This is a genomic window from Streptomyces sp. NPDC127595 (genome assembly GCF_042671685.1).
Lineage (GTDB): Bacteria > Actinomycetota > Actinomycetes > Streptomycetales > Streptomycetaceae > Streptomyces.
The window spans coordinates 562,991-585,754 of the sequence record NZ_JBHXWK010000003.1; the positions used below are offsets into that span (position 1 = coordinate 562,991).

At 69.8% G+C, this 22,764-nt stretch carries 19 protein-coding genes, 4 tRNA genes, 1 other RNA gene and 1 pseudogene; 10 read left to right on the forward strand and 15 right to left on the reverse strand.

The genetic code is table 11. From position 1 onward, the window contains the following. Window positions 1-68 precede the first annotated feature (68 nt). Entirely contained in the window at window positions 69-1,037 is a 969-nt protein-coding gene (locus ACFVKT_RS13580) for an oxygenase MpaB family protein (protein ID WP_385730837.1), read from the reverse strand. Between the two features lie 83 nt (window positions 1,038-1,120). Between ACFVKT_RS13580 and ACFVKT_RS13585 the strand changes: the two genes are divergently transcribed. After that, window positions 1,121-1,339, forward strand: a complete 219-nt coding sequence (locus ACFVKT_RS13585; protein WP_385730839.1) for a hypothetical protein — start codon at window positions 1,121-1,123, stop codon at window positions 1,337-1,339. Between the two features lie 250 nt (window positions 1,340-1,589). Beyond that, a complete protein-coding gene (locus tag ACFVKT_RS13590; protein ID WP_385731104.1) occupies window positions 1,590-1,910 on the forward strand; it encodes a hypothetical protein in 321 nt (106 codons plus the stop codon). Between the two features lie 162 nt (window positions 1,911-2,072). On the opposite strand, the gene ACFVKT_RS13595 is transcribed toward ACFVKT_RS13590, so the two are convergent. From ACFVKT_RS13595 to ACFVKT_RS13605, 3 genes are all read right to left on the reverse strand, one after another. After that, window positions 2,073-2,525, reverse strand: coding sequence for an SUKH-3 domain-containing protein (locus tag ACFVKT_RS13595; protein WP_385731106.1), 453 nt, complete (start codon window positions 2,523-2,525; stop codon window positions 2,073-2,075). A gap of 86 nt (window positions 2,526-2,611) precedes the next feature. After that, the gene (locus ACFVKT_RS13600; RefSeq protein WP_385730841.1) at window positions 2,612-3,385 is read right to left on the reverse strand and encodes a polysaccharide deacetylase family protein; all 774 of its coding nucleotides are present in this window, start codon (window positions 3,383-3,385) and stop codon (window positions 2,612-2,614) included. A gap of 728 nt (window positions 3,386-4,113) precedes the next feature. Next, window positions 4,114-4,635 carry a hypothetical protein gene (locus ACFVKT_RS13605; RefSeq protein WP_385730843.1) on the reverse strand — a complete coding sequence of 174 codons (522 nt, stop codon included), beginning with the start codon at window positions 4,633-4,635 and terminating at the stop codon, window positions 4,114-4,116. 398 nt (window positions 4,636-5,033) lie between these two features. Between ACFVKT_RS13605 and ACFVKT_RS13610 the strand changes: the two genes are divergently transcribed. Beyond that, window positions 5,034-5,861 (forward strand): hypothetical protein, encoded by an 828-nt coding sequence (locus ACFVKT_RS13610; RefSeq protein WP_385730845.1) that lies wholly within the window; start codon window positions 5,034-5,036, stop codon window positions 5,859-5,861. Further along, window positions 5,858-6,232: a winged helix-turn-helix domain-containing protein gene (locus tag ACFVKT_RS13615; protein ID WP_385730847.1), complete on the forward strand. Its 375-nt coding sequence runs from the start codon at window positions 5,858-5,860 to the stop codon at window positions 6,230-6,232. Before ACFVKT_RS13610 ends, ACFVKT_RS13615 begins: the two co-directional genes overlap by 4 nt. A gap of 335 nt (window positions 6,233-6,567) precedes the next feature. Here the strand turns inward: ACFVKT_RS13615 and ACFVKT_RS13620 are convergent. The 3 genes and pseudogenes from ACFVKT_RS13620 to ACFVKT_RS13630 form a co-directional block, all read right to left on the reverse strand. Then, window positions 6,568-7,225: pseudogene (locus ACFVKT_RS13620) on the reverse strand (transposase). Between the two features lie 39 nt (window positions 7,226-7,264). Then, window positions 7,265-7,912, reverse strand: a complete 648-nt coding sequence (locus ACFVKT_RS13625; RefSeq protein ID WP_385730849.1) for a dihydrofolate reductase family protein — start codon at window positions 7,910-7,912, stop codon at window positions 7,265-7,267. A 272-nt stretch (window positions 7,913-8,184) separates the two neighbouring features. Continuing rightward, window positions 8,185-8,272: transfer RNA gene (locus tag ACFVKT_RS13630), tRNA-Ser, on the reverse strand. A gap of 71 nt (window positions 8,273-8,343) precedes the next feature. Here ACFVKT_RS13630 and ffs point away from each other — a divergent pair. The 6 genes from ffs to ACFVKT_RS13660 all read left to right on the forward strand — a co-directional run bounded on the left by ffs (window position 8,344) and on the right by ACFVKT_RS13660 (window position 17,726). Beyond that, window positions 8,344-8,442, forward strand: an RNA gene (gene ffs / locus ACFVKT_RS13635) — signal recognition particle sRNA small type. 111 nt (window positions 8,443-8,553) lie between these two features. Then, a complete protein-coding gene (locus tag ACFVKT_RS13640; RefSeq protein WP_385730851.1) occupies window positions 8,554-10,944 on the forward strand; it encodes a DNA polymerase III subunit gamma and tau in 2,391 nt (796 codons plus the stop codon). A gap of 130 nt (window positions 10,945-11,074) precedes the next feature. Beyond that, window positions 11,075-12,328: a phosphoribosylamine--glycine ligase gene (gene purD / locus ACFVKT_RS13645; protein WP_385730853.1), complete on the forward strand. Its 1,254-nt coding sequence runs from the start codon at window positions 11,075-11,077 to the stop codon at window positions 12,326-12,328. Between the two features lie 354 nt (window positions 12,329-12,682). Then, window positions 12,683-14,581: a hypothetical protein gene (locus tag ACFVKT_RS13650; protein WP_385731107.1), complete on the forward strand. Its 1,899-nt coding sequence runs from the start codon at window positions 12,683-12,685 to the stop codon at window positions 14,579-14,581. A gap of 451 nt (window positions 14,582-15,032) precedes the next feature. Next, entirely contained in the window at window positions 15,033-16,577 is a 1,545-nt protein-coding gene (locus ACFVKT_RS13655; RefSeq protein ID WP_385730855.1) for a N,N-dimethylformamidase beta subunit family domain-containing protein, read from the forward strand. A 213-nt stretch (window positions 16,578-16,790) separates the two neighbouring features. Then, the gene (locus ACFVKT_RS13660) at window positions 16,791-17,726 is read left to right on the forward strand and encodes a phosphoribosylaminoimidazolesuccinocarboxamide synthase (RefSeq protein WP_385730857.1); all 936 of its coding nucleotides are present in this window, start codon (window positions 16,791-16,793) and stop codon (window positions 17,724-17,726) included. A gap of 80 nt (window positions 17,727-17,806) precedes the next feature. On the opposite strand, the gene ACFVKT_RS13665 is transcribed toward ACFVKT_RS13660, so the two are convergent. From ACFVKT_RS13665 to ACFVKT_RS13700, 8 genes are all read right to left on the reverse strand, one after another. Next, a tRNA-Gly gene (locus ACFVKT_RS13665) sits at window positions 17,807-17,879 on the reverse strand. A 23-nt stretch (window positions 17,880-17,902) separates the two neighbouring features. Next, a complete protein-coding gene (locus tag ACFVKT_RS13670; protein WP_385730859.1) occupies window positions 17,903-18,532 on the reverse strand; it encodes a response regulator in 630 nt (209 codons plus the stop codon). Continuing rightward, the gene (locus tag ACFVKT_RS13675; protein ID WP_385730860.1) at window positions 18,529-19,995 is read right to left on the reverse strand and encodes a sensor histidine kinase; all 1,467 of its coding nucleotides are present in this window, start codon (window positions 19,993-19,995) and stop codon (window positions 18,529-18,531) included. The genes ACFVKT_RS13670 and ACFVKT_RS13675 overlap by 4 nt, the downstream gene beginning before the upstream one ends. Window positions 19,996-20,018: 23 nt before the next feature. Continuing rightward, complete coding sequence (locus ACFVKT_RS13680; RefSeq protein WP_385731109.1) at window positions 20,019-20,762, reverse strand: ABC transporter permease; 744 nt, start codon at window positions 20,760-20,762, stop codon at window positions 20,019-20,021. Between the two features lie 68 nt (window positions 20,763-20,830). Beyond that, entirely contained in the window at window positions 20,831-21,823 is a 993-nt protein-coding gene (locus tag ACFVKT_RS13685; RefSeq protein WP_385730862.1) for an ABC transporter ATP-binding protein, read from the reverse strand. Between the two features lie 142 nt (window positions 21,824-21,965). Beyond that, window positions 21,966-22,041: transfer RNA gene (locus ACFVKT_RS13690), tRNA-Gly, on the reverse strand. A 79-nt stretch (window positions 22,042-22,120) separates the two neighbouring features. Continuing rightward, a tRNA-Gly gene (locus ACFVKT_RS13695) sits at window positions 22,121-22,192 on the reverse strand. A 181-nt stretch (window positions 22,193-22,373) separates the two neighbouring features. Continuing rightward, window positions 22,374-22,691 (reverse strand): Lsr2 family protein, encoded by a 318-nt coding sequence (locus ACFVKT_RS13700; RefSeq protein WP_384378416.1) that lies wholly within the window; start codon window positions 22,689-22,691, stop codon window positions 22,374-22,376. Between the last annotated feature and the right edge of the window lie 73 nt (window positions 22,692-22,764).

The following is a 22,764-nucleotide window of genomic DNA, read 5'->3' on the forward strand; positions in this document are numbered from 1 at the left end:
GTGGGCACGCAAGTCCCTACGGTGATCACGCAAGTCCGTGTGGTGGTCGCGCCGTTGCCTTCGCGCGGCTATGGGACATCCGGTGCGTAGTGCTCCGGCTTTCCGCGCTCGGAGAGTGGCGGGAGGTTCCGTCGGGGTGTCTCGACCGGCTCGGCGTCCGACCCGGGTTCGCCGCGGGCGCGACGCCAACCGGCCCTGGCGCGCGGGTGGTAGCGGCGGTCGTGCGGGAGGAGTTTGAAGACGGCGCTGATCAGCCGGCAGGTCCCGCGATGCCGCCGGGCGTCGCGCTCCGACCAGGTGAAGCCGAGCAGGTCGCGGACCTCCCGGTCGTACAGCCCGATGGTGAACCAGAGGAAGGTCCGCCCGATCAGCGCGCCGACGGGACGCCAGAGGGCGTTCGGCAGCCACGGCAGGAACGGCGGCCTCGCGATCCCGGCTATGTCGAGCACGTCCCGGGTGGCCCTGTTGTCCTCCAGCACCTCCACGCACATGTGCTTCCAGTAGCGCTGGAAGTCCTCCCAGCTCTCCGGCACCGGCCGCATGCTCATGCCGTACATCCGGTACCACTGCACATGCTCGTCGAACAGCCGGCGCTTCTCCGCCTCACCGATGCCGCCCGCGAAGTGCTCCGCGATCAGAAGCGTGCTGACGAAGAACGTGGAGTGCGCCCAGTAGTAGGTGTCGGGATCGAGCGCGTGGTAGCGACGGCCCTGGGCGTCGACGCCCTTGATCCGGTCGTGGTAGCCGCGTACCTCGAGCGCGGTCCGGTGGGCGCGCGGGCCGTCGTAGACGACTCCGCTGATGGGATAGAGCGAGCGGAACAGCCGCTGCCAGCGTTCCTCGAAGAACCGCGAATGCTGCTCGACGCCGGCGCCGAGACCGGGATGCATGTTCTGCATCGACCCTGCCCAGAGCGCGGTGAGCAGGCCGCGCCAGTCGCCGAGGTACTTCCAGGTCAGCGAATCCGGTCCGAGCGGTTCCGGTGCCTTGGCCGCCAACTCCCGTACCTCGGGCGGTATTTGACTGATCGCTTTCATGGTCAGACCATGCCCGTCCGCGCCGGATTCCGGAAGGAAGGTTGTGCGGTGACACCAGTTCGGGACGAGCTCCTACGACGCTGATGGCGTCGCTGTCCGGTCATCCGGTCATCCGGTCGACCGGCCGACCGGCCGACCGGACCACGTTCACCGACGGCCGCCGCATCCCGACGTACGGCGAACCGCTGTCCTCCCCGGCGTCCGGCAGCGGGCTGCTCGCTGCAGGACTCGGTGTGGCTCGCGGTGACCGGGTGCTGATACTGCTCATCGCCGAGTGGCTTGGGGACGGTGTGGCTTGGTGACGGTGTGGCTCACCGCCGAGTGGCTTGGGGACGGTGTGGCTTGGTGACCGAGTGGCTTGGGGACGGTGCGGCTTGGTGACCGAGTGGCTTGGGGAGGGTGCGGCTTGGTGACGGTGCGGCTTGGGGACCGTGTCGCGTGGGGACCGTATGGCTTGTGGCCGACGGTCGTTGTGGGTTCAAGGTGCCCGCGCCCCATAAAGTCACCGGCATGTCTCTACGTCTTCGTATGCGTCAAGCCCTGCCGGAAGCGATGCGCGCCCGTGACAAGGCCGCGGTGAGCGCCCTGCGCGCAACACTTGCCGCGCTGGACAACGCCGAGGCCGTGCCCGTGGGCGAAGCGGAGCTCCGCGGCTTGGCCCTCGAACAGTCACCGGTCGGCGTCGGCACCACCGAAGCAGCGCGCCGTGAACTGAGCGAGAGCACGGTGGTGTCCGTCGTACGAGCCGAGGCCGCCGAGCGTCTGGAGGTTGCCGCGCAACTGACCGCACCCGCCCAAGCCGCCCACGCCACACGCCTCCGCGAGGAGGCCGCCGTACTGCTCACCTTCCTCGATGCTCCCGGCACCGCGTAGGAAACGGCGCAGCATGGCACCCGAAGCGACGCATGAGCAGGGACTTCGCGCATGCCAGGATTCCCGGATGACTGCCTCTCCGCGCCCTGCCGAGACCGTGTCCACAGTGGCGACCGACGCCGGAATGCTCGCCCTCTGGGACCCTAGGTTCGTCGGTGGTAGTCAGGGCCGATCAGGAGCCGTGACGTCGACCGGAGCCACGCCCAGGACAAGGTTTTCCAATGCCTCCGGCATCCGGCCGTAGCTGGCCAGCCAGGCTTCGACCAGGTAGATCTCTCTGAACTCGTCGATACCCAGGAAGAATCGGCCGTGGTCCAGCTCCCCCAGTGGGTAGAGGTGCCGCCCGATCGAGGCACTCCACTCTGTGAACCGATCACCCTCACCTCGGGCGAGTGCCGGATCCAGTTCGAAGGATGTGCGCGCGCAGGAGATGCCAGGTCCGCTCAGCCAGACGTCCAAGCCGCCGAACTCTTGGAGGAAGCTCTCAGCGGCTGCGTGCATGTGGAGGCCCTCCAGCTTCGGTTGAGAGCGCCAGGCAGCCGAGTCAATCCTTCGCCCTGGCTGCCAGCCCCCCCGCTCGGAGAGCCTCCTGGACCTCTGGTGACATGGATTGATTCTGTTCCGGGTGCCGAGACTTGGGAAGCGATCACCCGTGCGAGAAAGTCATCTCTTTGAATGCCGGGATTGACCAGAGCGGCAGCTCAGCGCACCGGGAAGCCGAAGGAGTAGCCCTGTTCAGTGAGTTGGGGCAGGATCCGGCGCAGGGCCTCGACGGTCTGGGAGCGGTCGCCGCCCGCGTCGTGGAAGAGGAGCGTCGGCCCGTTGGGCAGCTCCCGCTCGACGGTGGCGACGATGGCGTCGGTGCCCGGCAGTTCGAAGTCCTTGGTATCCACGTTCCAGCCCAGCGGGCGCATCCCGTGGGAGGCGGCGAGCTTGCGGCTGTACGGGGTGAAGGCTCCGCCCGGCGCCCGGTAGTACATCGGTCGTACGCCCCCGGACGCCTCGGTGATCATGCGTTCGGCATCGAGGATCTGCTGCGACTGGTAGGCCTCGGACTTCTTGTCCATGGTGGTGTCGTGCGACACCGAGTGGTCGCACAGCCGGTGCCCGGCCGCGACCACCTCCTTCACGAGGTCCGGGTAGGCCTGCGCCTGCGTACCCACCATGCAGAACGTGGCCTTCACCCCGTACTCCCGCAGCACGTCCAGCACTTGAGGGGTCCACACGGGGTCGGGGCCGTCGTCGATGGTGATGTTGACGCCGCGCGCTCCCTTGTCCGAGGCGTGCGCGATGGTCACCGCGACCGCCTCGACGTCACTGCCCGGCGTGGCCGACGCGGTGACCTTCGGCGACGAGCCGCCCACGGCACCGGCCTGCGCGGTCCACATCGAGGCACCGCAGGCGAGCAACGTCACCCCGAGCGCCGCGCCGAGCACCTTGCCGTACCAGCCCCGCCCGCCAACGTGTCGCGCCATGTCCGCCCCGCTTTCCCGCAGTTCCTCGCCGATTCCCCGGTCACCTCGCGACCACCTGACAGGACGAGGAACAGCAGCCACGGGATGCGTCCGTTACCGATCAAGGACAATCCCGGGGTAGTTCCCGGACACCCGAGCGAGCAGCGCGCGAAACAGGGCGCCCCTTGGCCCGATCCCGCCGCCCCCGGCACAGGCGCGCGCCCACCGCGGTGGCGCCGCCGGAGCCGACGCCCCTCAGCCGAAAGGACAAGGCCTGTAAGACATGCGAGATCGCCAAAGCCACTCTCGTCGTCGACTTGATCACGGGTAGGGCTGCCCAGGAGATACCGAACCGGATGCGCCCTCGGTACCTGCGCACCACGGGGCTGATGCCAGCAGGTTGGCGGCATGCCCTGAAAGCCGCCAACATCCGACCTAGGACGGCCGACTGACACGGACACCGTCGGAGGGCCCCACCGCGAACGGTGGGGCGCCCTTCAAGTCGTGCCCGGTGAGGCACTGGCGGAGGATACGAGATCCGAACTCGCGTGGGGCTGCCCTCAACACGCTTTCCAACTGTGGTGGTGAGGACTTGGGGTGTATGCGGGGGCGTTCACCTGGGTTCATGGGCGGTCAGATGCGGGAGCGGCTACCGACTTCGGTCTCGTCCGAACGACCGTGAACGGCGCTGAATGAGACGGAAACTGAGACGGAGCGGCAGGCTATGACAGCCACGCGGACTCTGGTGCTCAGGCCTGTGTCTGGCCGTGTTCATCGTGGCTGGATGCCAGGGGGATGAACGGGAGCTCGGGGATGCCAAGCTCCTGGCGCATGGCCGCTGCTGCGGCCTGGACGGCCTTGTAGTAAGTGTATTGCGCCGTCTGGAAGGGCCCGTCAGTGACTTGCGCACCATCTGCAAGAAGATCACGTAGCGTACGGACGCTGCGGAACGCGTCGACGCCCAACTCCACTACCTGCGGCGGAGCGAGCATCGTCAGGCCGAAGCGCTGCTCGAACAGACCAGACTCGGAGAATGCCGCGCGGACTGCACGCTTGCGTTCTTCCGGCATGTCGTAGGTTGCCTCGGCGGCAAAACGGATGCCCTCGGTCGCGCGGGCCAAGTGGGCGAGGTAGGTCACGAAGGTCTCGCGCAGAACGGTCTGTGCATCGGCCTGTTGGGCGCGTTTCCATCGGTCTCGGTCCACGACGAACGTTGCGACGATGCCGACAAGCGCACCGGCTATGGCACTCAGGGGTGCAGTCCAGTCCATGAGAGGCACTGTATTGACGCCACGAGAGGTGTCCGCCGAAGTGGAACGGGACGCTCTCAGCTTGGGAAGCTCGGGACTCCTGGCCTCCGCTGGCTTACTGACCTGCGGCAAAGGGTTCTGGAGCCCCTGGTGGGCCGTCGTTCGATTCCCCGTGCAACCTGGCACGCTTCTGGCACGACCTCTTTGCCTTGAACTGCGAGCGGAGCCGTCGCGGACGCCTCTTCGGGCTATCGGCCGGCCTGCTCGGCGTTGCTCCGTGGAAGGCCCTCTTGTTGTTGTCAGTACACGGCTTACTCTTGACTGCCATGTACTTTGCATCGCAAAGTTAACTCTCGGCGGGCGGCCATCTGGCGATCCGCTCACGAGCGCTGCCAGAGCGCCGGCTACAAGGGGGACAGATGGGGACATCCGCACTGAACAGCGCGGGATCAGAACCGAGGGCGGCCGCGGCCGCCTTGTTGGCTGCGACGGAAGGCCTTCGAGCGAGGACCCGCACGCAGACCAACGGAGCCTGGACTCCCCTCCTTGGCTTCGGGCTCCTTGCACTGGCGGCCATTCCGGTCGCCCGGTACGCCTTCAACTTCGGAGCCCATGGGCGCGACATCGGGTCCTATCCGCTCTTTGCCTACGCCGAGCTGACCGGCCTGTGCGTCGTCCACGAACCGGGAACACCCTGTCTGAAGGGCGAGTTCGACGGAGCCGTCCTGCGCTTCGCGGCATGGGGCGTGTGGTTTGCGCTCCTCCCCCTCGCATGGTTCGTCTTCGCCCGCTGGTACCGCCTGCGCGGCGAGGCCCGGGGGGTCGTCCCGCGGCGTGGCATGTGGGTCCGAGCGACTGCCGCAGCCACCACTGTGATCACGGCAGCTCTGGTGGCGTTGCTGTTCGGCAAGGATCAGCCGTGGGAGGCCGTGCTGCTGGAGAACAGCTACGCCTCCCCGTGGTATCTGGTCGGCATCGGACTTCTCGCCCTCGGCATTGCCGAACGCAGTTGGATCGTCGCGGCGGCCGGCATCGCTCACGCCCTGCTGCTCACGGGGTACCTAGGAGCCTCCTGGGGTAGTGGATGGCTTCCCTGGCAGCACCCCACCCACCCCGGCTGGGCCGACGGACCGCAGGTCAAGGCCTTTCTGCTCGCTGCCGTACTGCTTCTCGCCGGTCTGTGCGAGTGGACAGCGGTCCGCCGCCGCGCGCCCGGTGTCGGAGCTGCGGGTACGGTCGCCTCATGAGCGTCGAAGACTCGACCGCTGCGCAGCACGACCAAGAGGAACTGCATCCCACCCAGGCGCTGGACGACACCGTCCACCAGCGCGTGCGGCTCGGTGTCCTCACTGTTGCTCGCGAAGCTGACCGGGTCGAGTTCAGCTTCCTGAAGAAGCAACTGGCCGTCACCGACGGAAATCTCTCCCGGCACCTGAAGGTGCTGGAGGAGTCCGGAATGATCACGGTGGAGAAGGGCTATGCCGGTCGACGCCCCCGAACATGGGTATCCCTCACCCGTGAAGGTGCGCAGGCCCTGGACGTCGAACTCAGGGCCCTACGTGCACTCGTGCTACGCCTTGACGCTCCCGGTCTCGCGCCCGGCACACCCGACGCGTGATCACCGCTTTACGAGCGAGGTTGGGCGGCCACGCGTGTGATCTGGGGATTCTCTGCCTTGGACGGAGTCTGGCGGTGCACACCCCTGCCCACCCTAATTCCCCGTGAGTTCCCGGCTGTTCTGGCACAAGAGTGGCACGGCTAGGGCCGCGCCCAGAGTGGATCATCTCACCCTGGAGTGTGTTGCCTCCAGTACGTAAGTTCGGGGAGCTGATCACTCCGTCGAAGGAGGCGCTCTGACCTGGGAGATCCCACGGGCATTGCGGTACGGACACTACGAGAGGCCTCGGTGCTTGCCGAGGTCTCTCGCCCTTGAGCCGTGCCTTAGACCGTGTCCTACGTGGTGAGGCGGACGAACCGTTTGTAGCAGCAGAGGGCGGCGGCGAGACCGAGGAAGGCCAGGTAGTTGCGGGGATGACGCTCATAACGGGGACTGAGCCTGCGGTAGCCGGACAGCCAGGACATCGTGCGCTCGATCACCCACCTGCGGTGCCCCAACCGTTCGCTGGACTCGATGCCTTTGCGCGCGATCCGGACTCCGATGCGCTTGCCGCGCAGCCATTTCCGCAGGCTGGCGTGGTCGTAGGCTTTGTCGGCGTGTAGGCGCTGCCCCGGTCCACGGGGTTGGGACTTGTGTGTTCGCCCCATTTTTAGCTCTGACGTGGGCGGTGTCGAGGACGATGCGGGTGACGTCGATGAGGCCGGCGTCGTCGAGGTGGCGCAGTACGGCTTCGTGCAGGCGGCCCCAGACGCCAGCTCTCGACCAGATCAGGAACCGGCGGTGTGCGGTCGACTTGGATATACCGAAGCACGGCGGCAAGCCTCGCCAGGCGCAGCCGCTGACCAGGACGTAGATGATGGCCGCGAACAGCGTCTCATCAGGCGTGTCCTGCGTTCCGCCGCCCTGCGGTCGCACTCTCGACGGCGGGATCAGCGGCTTCGCGATCTCCCACAGCCCGTCCGGAACAATCCAACTCCACGTACCCCGCCCCATATACGGCTCAACGTCCGCCTCACCACGTAGGGCACGGTCTTAGTCGGCGTCGCGTCCGACGCCGCGGTCGGGTGCGCTCATGTCCCCGGTGCTGGGGGTGCCGTCGGCGAGTCCGTAGCGGAGGTACACGGTGCCCTTCGGGCTGGCGACCGGCGGTTCGAGGAGGGTGAGGTTCGTAGGCACGGCGCCGCCGTCGAACACCTTCTTCCCGACGCCGAGCACGATCGGGTGCACCCAGAGGTCGAGGCGGTCGAGGAGCTTCTCGCGCAGGAGGGTCTGCACCAGGTTCAGGCTTCCGACGACCTTCACGTTCTCGTGCCGGTCGCGGATCTCGCGCACTGCGTCGGCCAGATCCGGGCCGAGGTGTGTGGACCCGGCCCAGGGGAGGTCGGGCTTGCCGCGGGAGGCCACGTACTTCGGGACGCTGTTGAAGAGGGTGGCGATCTCGTTGTCCTCGCCGCCCTTCTGGTGGGGCCAGTAGGCGGCGAAGATGTCATACGTCCGCCGGCCGAGCAGAAGGGCGTCCGTGCCCTCGTACGCGGCACCGATCTGGGCTCCGGCGACCTCGTCGATCAGGGGCGCCTGCCAGCCGCCGAAGGGGAACTCCGCCGGGTCCTCCTCAGGGCCGCCGGGAGCCTGCCCGACGAGATCGAGGGTTGCGAACATCTCGACGTGGATGAGGCCCATGACGTACTCCCGATGAGTTGGTTGTCTCGGTCAGGAGGTAGACCCGTGGGCGCCGTCAGACTCATCGCTGCGACGGTATCCAACTCCGCTCACTTGACGAGTCAACCTGACTGGGCGGGCGCAGCAGGTCGGCGACATCCCGTGGGAGCCGCCGCCGGCAACTGACTGAGACGGAAGGCCAACTGGGACAGAGACCGATGTAACGAGACGGAAAACGTCGAAGGGCCCCACCTTGCGGTGGGGCCCTTCGACGTTAGTGCCCGGTGAGGCACTGGCGGAGGATACGAGATTCGAACTCGTGAGGGGTTGCCCCCAACACGCTTTCCAAGCGTGCGCCCTAGGCCACTAGGCGAATCCTCCGCGGCAAACAATACAAGACGTTGAGGAGTGCTCGCGAACTCGTTCCCCCCGCTCAGATCCTGTACCCTGTGCGGAGCCCCTCACGTGGCGCTATCTGACTGAACTCCCCCAGGGCCGGAAGGCAGCAAGGGTAGGTTGGCTCTGGCGGGTGCGTGGGGGGCGCTTGCGTTTGCTTCCACCACTTGGCTTCCACTACTTGTACGGGGCTTGTACGGGTGCGGGCAGGGGCCCGGGTCTCCGGGCGGTCCCTGTTGTCAGTGGGCGCCTATAACCTCGTATGCGTGTCGTCTCTCGCGCTGTACCGCCGCTATCGCCCGGAGTCGTTCGCCGAGGTCATCGGGCAGGAGCATGTAACCGACCCGTTGCAGCAGGCGCTGCGGAACAACCGGGTCAATCACGCGTACCTGTTCAGCGGCCCGCGCGGGTGCGGGAAGACCACCAGCGCGCGGATTCTGGCCCGGTGCCTGAACTGCGAGCAGGGGCCGACACCAACACCCTGCGGGGAGTGCCAGTCCTGCCGGGACCTGGCGAGGAACGGGCCCGGTTCGATCGACGTCATCGAGATCGACGCCGCGTCGCACGGTGGCGTCGACGACGCCCGTGACCTGCGCGAGAAGGCCTTCTTCGGGCCCGCGGGCAGCCGGTACAAGATCTACATCATCGACGAGGCCCACATGGTCACGTCGGCCGGGTTCAACGCGCTGCTGAAGGTCGTCGAAGAGCCGCCCGAGCATCTGAAGTTCATCTTCGCCACCACCGAGCCCGAGAAGGTCATCGGGACGATTCGGTCGCGGACCCACCACTACCCGTTCCGGCTGGTGCCGCCAGGGACCCTTCGGGAGTACTTGGGCGAGGTCTGTGGACAGGAGGGCATTCCCGTCGCGGACGGGGTGCTGCCGCTGGTGGTGCGGGCCGGTGCCGGGTCCGTGCGTGACTCCATGTCCGTCATGGACCAGCTGCTCGCGGGCGCGGGTGAGGCCGGCGTGACCTACGCCATGGCCACCTCGCTGCTCGGGTACACGGACGGCTCGCTGCTCGATTCCGTCGTCGAGGCCTTCGCCGCGGGGGACGGCGCCGCGGCCTTCGAGGTCGTGGACCGGGTCATCGAGGGCGGTAATGATCCGAGGCGGTTCGTCGCCGACCTGCTGGAGCGACTGCGGGATCTCGTGATCCTCGCGGCCGTGCCCGACGCCGCCGAGAAGGGACTCATCGACGCCCCTGTCGACGTGGTGGAGCGGATGCAGGCCCAGGCGGGCGTTTTTGGCGCCGCCGAGCTGAGCCGCGCCGCCGATCTCGTCAATGACGGACTGACAGAGATGCGTGGCGCCACCTCGCCGCGCCTCCAGATCGAACTCATCTGCGCGCGCGTGCTGCTCCCCGCCGCGTACGGCGACGAGCGGTCCGTCATGGCCCGGCTGGACCGTATCGAGCGAGGCGTGAATTTCTCCGGTGGCGGTGGCAGCCCAGCCATGGGGTACGTCCCTGGGGCTGACGCGCACGGACACGCGATTGGAAGTGGGCAGGGGCAGGGGCAGGGGCATGGGCTTGCGCAGGGGCATGGGCTTGCGCAGGGTGGGGCTCCGGTCTCTGCGGGTCAGGCCGTTCCCACCGGACAGGCCGTTCCTCCGGGGGGCGGAGTCGCAGCGGCGCGGGCTGCGGTGCGCGCGGCGGGGCCCGAGCCGGTCACCGAACCGGCCGCCCCAGTCGCTCCTCCCGCGGCCACCTATGCCGCTCCTCCCGCGGCCGCTCCTCCTGTAGCTGAGCAACCGCAGACTCCTGCGCCTCCGGCACCTCCTGCGGCTCCCGCCACTTCGCCCACGACCCCCGCTCCGTCGGGCGGCGCGCCCGGCTCCTGGCCCACCCCGACGGCCGCGGGCAGTGGCCGGCGTCCCGGTGGGTGGCCGACGGCGGCGCCCACGGGCGGGGGGCAGCCACCACCGGGCGTGCCCACGGCTCCGGCGCAGTCGACGCCGGCCGCGGCGGCATCCGCACCGGCTCCTGCCGCCGTCTCCCCGGCCGTCCAACCTCCCGTCGGCGGCGGCCCCGACCCCCGCATGCTTTGGCCGAACATCCTGGAGGCGGTCAAGAACCGTCGCCGGTTCACCTGGATCCTGCTCAGCCAGAACGCGCAGGTGACCGGATTCGACGGTACGACTCTGCAGATCGGCTTCGTGAACGCGGGCGCCCGGGACAACTTCGCCAGCAGCGGCAGCGAAGAGGTGCTGCGCCAGGCCTTGTCCGAGCAGTTCAACGTGCAGTGGAAGATCGACGCCATCGTCGACACCTCGGGCGGCGCAGGCGGCGCAGGTGGCCCGGGTGGTTCGGGAGGCTCGATGCCGCCCGCTCCGGCCGGCGGAGGTTATGGCGGAGGCGGAGGCGCGGGCGGGGGTTATGGCGGGGCGCCGGCAGCCCCCTACCCCGCACCTCAGCAGCCGTCGGCCCCGCCGCCCCACCCCTCCCCGTCACCGGGCCCGTCCGCGAGCCACGCTCCGGTGGCACCCGCCTCCGCATCCACCCCGGTTCCCGCCGCTCCCGAACCGCCCCCGGTCGCCCCCGAGGACGACACTCCCGAGGACGATGACCCCGACCTCGTCGAGTCCGCCCTCTCGGGTTACGACCTGATCGTCCGCGAGTTGGGAGCGACGGTGGTGGAGGAGTTCTCGAACGAGTAATTGGGGGACGAGGAACGGGCGACGAGTAATAGGTGAGGGGTGACGGGCGGCCGTCTCCCATTCCCCATGCCTCACCCCCCTCCAGCGGCCCCCACAAAGGCACCCACCCCCGGCGGATAGGCTGACCCCCGTGAAGGTCCTTGTCATCGGTAGTGGCGCCCGTGAACACGCCCTGTGCCGTTCCCTGTCCCTCGACCCCGACGTCACCGCCCTGTACTGCGCCCCCGGGAACGCAGGCATCGCGGAGGTGGCCGAGCTGCACGCGGTCGACGCCCTCGACGGCGCCGCTGTGGCCGCGCTGGCCACGGAGCTCGGCGCCGAGCTGGTGATCGTGGGCCCGGAGGCCCCGCTTGTCGCGGGGGTCGCCGATGCCGTGCGCGCGGCGGGCATCCCGGCTTTCGGCCCCTCCAAGGAGGCGGCGGAGCTGGAGGGCTCCAAGGCCTTCGCCAAGGATGTGATGGCGGGGGCGGGCGTCCCGACGGCACGATCGTACGTCTGTACGACGCCGGATGAGGTCGAGGAGGCGCTCGACGCCTTCGGTGCCCCGTACGTCGTGAAGGACGACGGGCTCGCGGCCGGCAAGGGTGTCGTCGTGACCGACGACCTCGCGAAGGCCCGTGACCACGCCAACGCCTGCGATCGCGTCGTCATCGAGGAGTTCCTGGACGGTCCCGAGGTCTCCCTCTTCGCGATCACGGACGGCGAGACAGTGGTCCCGCTGCAGCCCGCCCAGGACTTCAAGCGCGCGCTGGACGGCGACGAGGGTCCGAACACCGGCGGCATGGGCGCGTACTCGCCCCTGCCCTGGGCCGACCCGAAGCTCGTCGAGGAGGTCATGGAGACCGTCCTCCAGCCGACCGTCGACGAGCTGCGCCGCCGCGGTACCCCGTTTTCCGGCCTTCTGTACGCGGGTCTGGCGATCACCAGCCGGGGCGTACGGGTCATCGAGTTCAACGCCCGCTTCGGCGACCCCGAGACCCAGGTGGTCCTCGCCCGCCTGAAGACGCCCCTCTCCGGGGTGCTGCTGGCCGCTGCGAACGGCACCCTCGCCGACCTGGAGCCCCTGCGCTGGAGCGACGCCGCGGCCGTCACCGTGGTCGTCGCCTCGCACAACTATCCGGACACCCCGCGCACCGGCGACCCGATCACCGGGCTCGACGAGGTGGCCGCCCAGGACGCCCCGCACGCGTACGTCCTGCACGCCGGGACGAGGCGCGACGGCGACTCGGTCGTCAGTGCGGGTGGCCGTGTGCTCTCCGTCACGGCGACCGGCACCGATCTCACCGAGGCCCGCGAACGCGCGTACGCGGCGGTCGCCCGCATCGGTCTCGACGGTTCGCAGCACCGTACGGACATCGCCGCGAAGGCGGCGGCAGAGGCGTAGAGCCTGGTCAGCGCGCTGGGCGGCCGCCGGCCGCCACGGGCTTGTGCGCACCTCGTCGCCAGCCACCTGGGCCCCGGATTCCCCGCGGAATTCGGGGCCTGATCGTTGCCCACCGTCATCCACCTTTCCCCAAAGCCATTCCATCGAGTGACCGATGCCCCATCCGGCTGACGGGGGCCGGGGCCCCAACTAGGGTGCGGCGAAAGCGTTCCGGCACTTGGCCCACCGGCATTGCGATGTCAGTGGCGAGTGCCACAGTGGGGGAGTGAGCAACGCCAGGACATCCGCCGGCGCGGGCTGCGAGACAGCCCGGGTGGGGCGGACCGTAGGGGGTGAGGTCCGGTCGTGACAGGTATGGGTGTGGAGGTGGGCGCGCAGTCGGCGCGCTCCCGGGCTCTCGCCGTGCTGCGCATCCGCAGCAGGGCGCTGGCCGTCGCCCTGCTGCCCGCGGCCGTCGCGGTCGTCCTGCTGGCCGGTGGCTCCACCGGCCACATCACAGGCGCCGGCTGGGACACCACCCGCTGGATCGTGACCGCCCTCGCCGCCCTCGTCCTGCTCGCCGCCGCGGGTATCGCGCTGGTCGTCGCCCGGGCCAGGCCCGCAGTTAGTCCCACGGTCGCCATCGCCGAGGGTTCGGCGCCGGACCTCTACCGCATGGTCCGCGACCTGGCGGACCGCCTCGACGTCCCGGCCCCCTCCGCGATAGCGCTCACCCCGGACTGCGACAGCTGGCTGGAGGACCGCACCCACCTGTCGCACGGCCGGCCGGCGCCCGAGGACAGCAAGGAAACAGAAGGAGCGCAGGGGCTGCGCGGTATACGCGGGCTGTCGACGCGCTCCCGCCAAGCCGCCTCCGCCGCCCCCGTCCTCGTCATCGGCTCGCCCTTCCTCTGGTGGATGCGCGTCGGGGAACTGCGCGCGGTCCTCGCCCCGGTCGTCGCCGGTACGGGTCCGTCGGCGCACCCGGACATAGCCGCGGCCCGTCGTTTCGTACGGGGCCTGGACGCAGCCGTGGCCGTGACCTCGGCGCCCACTCGCGGGCCGCTGTCCCGCATGGTCCTGGGCGGCGTCGGCTGGGTGACCCGCCTGCTGCTGCGCAGCTGCCGGGGGCATGCGGCCGAAATGGAGCGGGGCGTGGCGGCCGCGGCGGCCGAGCGTGCACAGGCTGTGGATTACGGGCTGCGGATCGTCGCGCAGGAACAGGTGGGACTGGCGTACGCGGGCTGGGACCGGCTGCTGACCCGCGTCGCGCTGCCCGCCTGGCGGATGGGCCGCTGGCCGTCCCGGCTGGACGCCGGCGTCGTCGCCGCCCTCACCGAGCTGTCCCGCCGTGACCGTCTCGCCGAGGGGTTCACCTCACGGCTCGGCGAGCGCCCTGCCTGTGACCTCCTCGAAGAGCCCGGCACGGTGGACGAGGCGGCCTCCCTGCTTGCCGCCCGCCTCTTCCACGGCGGGCCCGCCGAGGCCGGGCCCGACTGGGCGCCCGTGGACTGGCTTGACTACCCGGACGAGGTCGTCGACCGCAAATGGCGTGCCGACGCTGCCCGCCTCCACCGGGTCCTGGACGCGCTGGGCGTACGGCACTCGCCGAGCCCGGCGACACCCGACTCGGGCGGTCCCACGCTGGCGCGGGTGATGGACCACCTGATGGCGTCGCCGGACGATGACATGCGTGCGCCGGGCGACGACGACACGGACGTACCAAGTCGGGACCCGGACCTGCCCACGCACCCGGACTCGGACGCCGACGGCCTCCTTGCCGCCGATCGCGGGGGCGCGTACGAGGAGATGGGCATAGGCCTGGACGAGGACGACGCGGAGCTTGCCCTCGGGAACGAGCGGACGGCCGCGCTTGCGGCGGGGCTCAGTGCGGAGCTGGCGCGCGAGGAGGCGGCGGCGCCGGCTCTGGCGGCCGGGGCTCCGGCCGGGGGCGGTAAGGAGCAGCAGGGGCCCGACCTCGCCTTCTGGGACGACGGGCTTCTTCCCCTCTTTCCGCTTCAGCCGCCGCGGACCGGTCGTGAGCTGTTGGCCGACCATGTGACGGCCATGGTGTGCTGCGCCGCGATGGACACCGCCGGGGCCGCTCCGGGGCTCGACTGGCTCGACGGACCGTCCCTTCTCGTCGACGGCGAACGAGCCGCCGACCTTGGCCCCCGCGTCCTCACCCTCGTCGAGACGGGTGACCCCGCTCCCCTCCGCGACTGGCTCCGCCACCTCGGCGTCCGCCCCGAGAAACCGGTCCGCCTGATCTGACCTGAGCGGTCACCTTCCCGGCGAGCGGGTGGAGGGTTTTCTTCGCCCCCTCCGCCCCTACCCATCCCGTACCTGGGGGCTCCGCCCCCAGACCCCCCAACGCCCGAAGGGCTCGTCCTCAAACGCCGGACGGGCTGAAAATCCCTCCCCCGGCCGGAGCTGAACAGCTGAGCCCCCTCGGGTGGGTGAGGATCGGGACGCCCCCCGACCCACCCTCCGGCACCGCTCGGGGACGTACTGGCACGCCCCCGACCCACCCACCGCACACCGCACCCGCCGAGCCGGGCGGAGCCCCGCGTTCCACTCCTGCCAATTAGCGACGAACGGTGACGGTGTGCGTGCGTAATGTGATGTGCTGGGACCGATCGCGTACATCGCGCACAGGGCAGCGGCTGACCGCCCAGGGCAATGGCTGACAAGGACGACGGGGGCAACAGGGAGGGGAGCCGACATGGGGTCGGAGCAGATTCGCCGCTGGGAGTCGGGAGCACTCGCCCACGCGGTCACGGACCCCTTCGGCCAGGGGCCGGTTCCCTGGCTCCGCGGTGACGAGCAGTACTTCGACGACACCGGCCACGTGGTCCCCTGGTACATCGACAAGGCCCCGGGCGCCACCGGCTTCCCGGAGGCGGACCGCGACCCCGCGCACCGCAGGACCGCGGCCTCGGCGCACGCCGCCAAGGGCCCCATCCCCCACCCCCGAGCCGGAGGCCCCCGCTCCGCCGACGACGTCCACCGCCAGATCAAGGGTTTCACCTCCACCGGCGCGGCCGCCCCCGGCGAGTCCATCGACTTCCACATCACGGTGGACCCGCCCCAGGAATTCGGCGTCGACATCTACCGCATCGGCCACTACGGAGGCGACGGAGCCTCGAAGATCACCACCAGCCCCCGCCTCTCCGGCATCGTCCAGCCCCCGCCCCTCACCGCCGACCGCACGGTCTCCTGCCACCACTGGTGGCTGTCCTGGCGCCTGCAGATCCCGAGCTACTGGAACATCGGCGCGTATGTGGCCGTACTCACCACCGCGGACGGCTACCGCTCCCACATCCCCTTCACGATCCGCGACGACCACCCCGCGGACCTGCTCCTGCTCCTCCCGGACATCACCTGGCAGGCGTACAACCTCTACCCGGAGGACGGTCACACGGGGGCCAGCCTCTACCACGCCTGGGACGAGAACGGCCGTCTGCTGGGCGAGGCCGACGCCGCGACGACGGTCTCCTTCGACCGCCCGTACGCGGGCGCGGGCCTCCCCCTGCACGTGGGCCACGCCTACGACTTCATCCGCTGGGCCGAGCGCTACGGCTACGACCTCGCCTACGCCGACGCCCGCGACCTGCACTCCGGCCGGATCGACCCCACCCGCTACCGCGGCCTGGTCTTCCCGGGCCACGACGAGTACTGGTCGCCGGCGATGCGCCGCACCACGGAACTCGCCCGCGAACACGGCACCTCGCTCGTCTTCCTCTCCGCCAACACCATGTACTGGCAAGTGGAGTTGGGCCCGTCTCCGTCCGGTGTCGCCAACCGCCTGCTGACCTGCCGCAAGCGCAGAGGCCCCGGAAAACCGGCCCTGTGGCGTGAGATCGACCGGCCGGAACAGCAACTCATCGGCATCCAGTACGCGGGAAGGGTCCCCGAGCCCCACCCCCTTGTCGTCCGCAACGCCGACCACTGGCTCTGGGAGGCGACCGGCGCGCACGAGGGCGACGAGCTCACCGGCATGGTCGCGGGCGAGGCCGACCGCTACTTCCCGCGCACCCCGCTCCCCGAGCACCAGGGCCGCATCCTCCTGGCCCACTCCCCGTACGCCGACAGCGAGGGCACCCCCCGCCATCAGGAGACCTCCCTCTACCGCGCCCCCTCCGGCGCCCTGGTCTTCGCCTCGGGAACCTTCGCCTGGTCCCCGGCCCTGGACCGCCCCGGCCATGTGGACCCCCGCGTCCAGCGAGCCACGGCCAACCTCCTGGACCGCATCTGCAAACACGACTGAAGGCGCATGGCACCCTCACATGTCACCTTCGCACGGCCCCCGCGCGGGACCCGCACCGCGCACCCCTCGTAACCCTGGCCCTCGCACTCCACGTACCCCTGGCCGTCGTACCCCACGTACCCCTGGCCCTCGTACCCCACGTACCCCCTGGCCAAAGCCACTCCCGCCATACGGGAGAATCGAGCCAATTGGACAGAACCACGCGGAGGAACCGTGTCCGGATTCGTTGAAAAGCCCGAGCCGATCCAGGTTCCGGGACTGGTGCATCTGCACACCGGCAAGGTGCGCGACCTGTACCAGAACGAGGCGGGCGACCTCGTGATGGTCGCCAGCGACCGCATCTCCGTCTACGACTGGGTGGTCCCCACCGAGATCCCCGACAAGGGCCGCACGCTCACCCAGCTCTCCCTCTGGTGGTTCGACCAGCTCGCCGACCTGGTCCCCCACCACGTGCTGAGCACGGAACTCCCGCCGGGCGCCCCGGCCGACTGGGCTGGCCGCACCCTGATCTGCAAGTCGCTGCGGATGGTCCCGGTCGAGTGCGTCGCCCGCGGCTACCTCACCGGGTCGGGCCTCGCCGAGTACAAGGAGACCCGCACGGTCTGCGGCCTCGCCCTGCCCGAGGGCCTGACCGACGGCTCGGAACTGCCCGCGCCGATCTTCACCCCGGCCACCAAGGCCGCGGTCGGCGAGCACGACGAGAACGTGTCGTACGAGGAGGTCGCCCGCCAGGTCGGCGCCGAGACTGCGGCACAGTTGCGTCAGACGACCCTCGCCGTCTACGGCCGCGCCCGCGACATCGCCCGCGACCGGGGAATCATCCTCGCGGACACCAAGTTCGAGTTCGGCTTCGAGGGAAGTGCACGGGGAAGCGCCGAGGAAGGTACCGGGGCCGAGACCCTGGTCCTCGCCGACGAGGTGCTGACCCCGGACTCCTCCCGCTTCTGGCCGGCCGAGCAGTGGGAGCCGGGCCACGCGCAACCGTCGTACGACAAGCAGTTCGTCCGCGACTGGCTGACCTCGCCCGAGTCCGGCTGGGACCGGGCGAGCGAGCAGCCCCCGCCGGCCCTGCCCCAGCACATCGTCGACGCGACCCGCGCGAAGTACATCGAGGCGTACGAGCGACTGACGGGCACGAGCTGGTCGTGACGCACGTCGGAACACACGGCAAAGGCCCCGGTCGATGACCGAGGCCTTTGCCTTCTGCTGCCTTCTGCTGTCTTCTCTAGAGCGGACGACCAGGTTCGAACTGGCGACCTCAACCTTGGCAAGGTTGCGCTCTACCAACTGAGCTACGTCCGCACTGCGCCGTGGCGCGAGAGCAACTATACCCAACCCCGCTCGCGCGCGAGACGCACCGCCGTGTGCCGGTTCCCGGCCCCGAGCTTGGTCGCGGCGGACGACAGATAGTTCCGTACGGTGCCCTGCGAGAGCGCGGCCCGCTCGGCGATCTCCGCGACCGGTGCCCCGTCGGCGGCGAATTCGAGCACCTCGGCCTCGCGCGCGGTCAGCGGCGAGTCCCCGGCGGAGATCGCGTCGGCGGCCAACTCCGGGTCCACATAACGGTTTCCCGCATGCACCGTACGAATGATCTCCGCGAGCCGCTGGGCGCTGACCGTCTTGGGGACGAACCCGCGCACACCCGCCGCAAGCGCCCGCTTCAGATGTCCCGGCCGTCCATGACTCGTCACGATCAGTACCCGGCACGCGGGCAGTTCGGCTCGCAGGGATGTGGCCACCCTCACACCATCGGCGCCGGGCATCTGAAGATCCAGTACGGCGACATCGGGCACGTGCGCCCGCGCCATCGCCAGTGCCTCCGGCCCCGTCGCCGCCTCGGCCACCACGACCAGGTCGTCCTCCAGGCCCAGCAGCGCGGCAAGCGCTCCCCGGATCAGATGCTCGTCGTCGGCGAGCAGCAGGCGTACGGGAGAAGGGGCCGGTTGGGTACTCACGAATTGACCTCACTCGCGGGAGCCGGAGCAGCGGCCGGAGCAGCGGCCGGAGCATGAGACGGAGCATGAGACGGAAGCCGCCGAGGGTCCGAGTCCCGCTCCGAGAGATCCGCCACAGACGCCACAGATGCAACGGAAGCAACGGATGCCGCAGACGCAACGGAGGCCACAGACGCAACGGATGCCACAGGCACAACGGATGCCACAGATGGCGCCGATGACACCGGCCCCGCAGGCAACGGCACCACCGCAGTCAGCCGAAACACCCCACCCCCGACAGCCCCCGCCGTCAGCACCCCGCCCACCTCGGTCAACCGCTCCCGCAGCCCCACGAGCCCGGAACCCCTCCTGAGCCCGGGGCCCGCCCCCTCATCCGGCACTCCATCCGCCCCCTCATCCGGCACCCCGTCGTTCTCGACAGTGAGCGTCACCCGCCCCTCCGTCACCCGCAGCGACACCGCGCACCGCCCCGCGTTCCCATGCCGGAGTACGTTCGTCGTCGCCTCCCGTACGACCCAGCCGAGTGGCGACTGGACCTGCGGCGGCAGCCCCGTCGCCGTGCCGCTGACCTCGCAGTCGATGCCGGCGGCGGTCAACACGCCCTGGGCGCCCGCGAGTTCGTTGCTCAGGTCGGCCTCCCGGTAGCCGCGTACGACCTCGCGCACCTCACGCTGGGACTCCTGCGCGATGCGCTGCACCTCGATCATCTGCTCCACGGCTTCAGGACGCCCGCGTCGTGCGAGCTGCACGGCGAGCTCGCTCTTCAGGGCGATGACCGCGAGGTTGCGGCCCATCACATCGTGCAGATCGCGTCCGAAGCGCAGCCGTTCCTCGGCGACGGCGAGGCGGATCCGGGTCTCGCGGGCCTCGTCGAGCGCGTAGACGGTGTTGAGCAGCCACAGGGAGAGGACGGAGGTGGACACGAGGAGCCCGCCGCTGAGCAACTCCGCGGCCACGGCGGCCAGCGCCGCGGGTGCGGGGGCGCCCACCAGGAAGATCAGGCCGCCGACGCCGACCGCGGCGCCCCCTACCAGGGCGAACGCGCGCTGCCAGTCGCGGATGCCGAGGGTGATGGTCCCGAGGCCGAACGCCGGCACCATCAGGGACACCACGGCGGCCGCGGACTCGGCGTCGTTGCCGCCGGAACCGTGCTTCGTGAGGACGACCGCGCCGACCGTGATCAGTACGGTCACCGCCCCCAGCGCCCAGAGAAGACGTACGGGCCGATCACGGGTGCCCCGAGTCCAGTCGAGCGCCCGGGACGCGGTCACGGCGCAGCACACACTGTGGACGCACACCGCCAGCAGGGCCCAGCCCGCGAACCGGGACCCCAACTGGCCGACCACCGGGAGCCCGATGCCGGTGATCTCGACCACCGCGAAGAAGTGGAACGACCACCGCGTATACGTCTCGACCTTCGCCGGAGTGCTCTTCCCCCGCCACCAGGCACCAGGTTTCCGCATCCGCCCGCCCTCGCTGTCGCCCCTCACCGCCGGGGTTCCCAGTGGAACCACCGTCGTACAGCAAACACCGCGAGGACCGTCCAGGCCACCGCCGTGGCGAGGGCGCCCAGGGCGTCGTAGGCGGAGAGGTCGCCGGTCCAGCCGCCGCGTATCAGGGTGATCACCGGGGTCAGGGGCAGCAGTTCGCAGACCGAGGCCAGTCTGTCCGGCATGACTTCGAGGGGGATGTAGGTGCCGGAGCCGAGCATCGAGACCATGATCAGCGGCATGGTCGCCACCTGGGCGCCCTCCACGCTCCTGCTGAAGTTCGCGGTGAGCGCCGCGAGCGGGGGCCACATCACCAGGCCCAACAGCAGCCCCAGGACGGCGAGATGGGGTGCCGGCGGCGCTCCCACGTCCAGGAGTACGGCGCACGCGGCCGTCAGGATCAGGCACTGGACCAGCGCTATCGCCGCCGACGGCAGAGCGGCGCCCGTGAGGATCTCGGCGTCCCTCAGTTCACCGGTGCGCAGCCGCTTGAGGACGAGTTCCTCGCGCCGGGCCGCGTACACGGTCACCAGCGAGCTGTAGACCGCGAAGAGGAGCGAGAAGCCGATGGAGGAGGGCAGGATGATCGACCCGGCCGAGAGCCCGGTGCCCTTCAGATCCATCTGGTCGACGTTCGCACTGAGGCTGAACGGCAGCAGCAACGGCGCGAACAGCGCGGCGAGAAGCGTCGCCTTCGTACGCCCCAGCAGGGTGAGCTCGGCGCGCGCCAGGGCGCCCATCCGTCCCACCGCGGTGGTGGTGGCCCCCGCCGTCTCCACACTCTCCACACTCGTCAAAGACACCGTGCTCACGCCACCGTCTCCTTGTCCGTACGAGGTCCTGTGCCGGCCTCGGGTTGAGCGGCCCCCGCCTCCCGGGCGATCCGCAAGAACGCTTCCTCCAGCGACGCCGACCGCACATCGAGCCCCCGCAGCTCGACCCGCGTCCGTTCCGCCCACACCAGCACCGCGGTGGCGGTCCGCTGGAGTTCGTGGGTGCGCAGCCGGACCGTGCGGCCCTCCGTCTCGTGCCCGGTGATGCCGAGCGCGGCGAGCGGGGGCAGGTCCCCGAGGAAGTAGCCGTCGGGCAGTTCGAAGGAGATCCGGGACGGCTGGGAGGCGGTCACCTGGGCCGGGGTGCCGGTGGTTGCGATGGTTCCCTCGTGGAGGATCGCCAGCCGGTCGGCCAGTTCCTCCGCCTCTTCCAGGTAGTGGGTGGTCAGCAGCACCGTCGTACCGCCGTCGCGCAGTTCCCGTACCAACTCCCAGGTGGACCGGCGTCCTTCGGCGTCGAGTCCGGTCGTCGGCTCGTCGAGGAAGAGGACCTCGGGGCGGCCGAGGAGCGCGAGTGCCAGGTCCAGGCGCCGCTTCTCGCCCCCGGACAGCTGTTTCACCCGTACGCCGGAGCGCCGGGCGAGCCCGACCATGTCCAGCGCCTCCGCCGTGGGGCGCGCGCCGCTGGTGCAGCCCGCCCACATCCGTACGGTCTCCGCGACGGTCAGCTCGGAGGGGAAACCGCCCTCCTGAAGCATCACGCCGATCCGGGGCCGTACGACCGCGCGCTCCTCGTAGGGATCGTGTCCGAGGACCCGCACCCGGCCGCCCGCCGGGGGCGCGAGGCCCTCGAGGAGCTCGACGGTGCTGGTCTTGCCCGCGCCGTTCGTGCCCAGCAGCGCGAAGAGCTCACCGCGGCCCACGGAGAACGTGACTCCGCGCACCGCCTCGAAGCCGCCCCCGTACACACGCCGCAGATCCGTGACCTCGATCACGTCATCGCGCTCGTTGTGCTCATTCGTGTTCATGGATTCAGCGTCCCCGCCGGCGGTCCCCGGCAGCAGTGCGCGGTGTCATCGCTCCGCATGACATATGTCAGACGCGGGCACGGAGGGGGAGCACGGCGGCACGACAAAGGCCCCGGTCGATGACCAGGGCCTTTGTTTTCTCTGGAGCGGACGACCAGGTTCGAACTGGCGACCTCAACCTTGGCAAGGTTGCGCTCTACCAACTGAGCTACGTCCGCATTGCCTCCGACCGGCTCTCACCGATCGGCGCGGGCACCACCTTACCTGATCCAATTGGATGGTTGGTAAGGGATGCAGAGCGGGTGACAGGAATTGCACACTGCGCCTTCCCCCTGGAAGGGGGATGTTCTGCTACTGAACTACACCCGCGTGACCCCTTGAGGTTCGGCTTTTCGGCCTTGCCCCTCGGCGTGCTCCAGACTCTAGCTGATCAGCGGGGGGTCAGCGCAAGTCGGCTTCGCCCAGGGGCGGATGACCGGCCGGACGGACGCCCCGACCGGTCAGTGGCCGGCCGGCGGTCGGTCATCGGGCCGGTCGCGCAGCCCCGACTTCAGTGCGCCTCGGCGAACGCCTCGTACACCTTCTTGGGGATGCGGCCGCGCGGCGGCACCTCCAGCTTGTTCGAGCGGGCCCAGGCGCGGACGGCCGCCGGGTCGGGGGTCAACGCGGTGTGCGTGTACGCCTTCCCGGACCTCGATTGCTTGCGGCCGGCCTCCAGGTAGGGCGCGAGCACCTTACGCAGTTTCTTGGCATTGGCTGGATTGAGGTCGATCTCGTACGACTTGCCGTCCAGTCCGAAGGCGATCGTTTCCGCCGCTTCTGAGCCGTCGATGTCGTCAAAGAGAGTGACCACGACACGCTGCGCCACGAATATCGGTCCCTTCGTGCGGCACCCCTGCGATCAAGTGTCATGACGTGCGGAGACGTCACGGAGTTGTCGG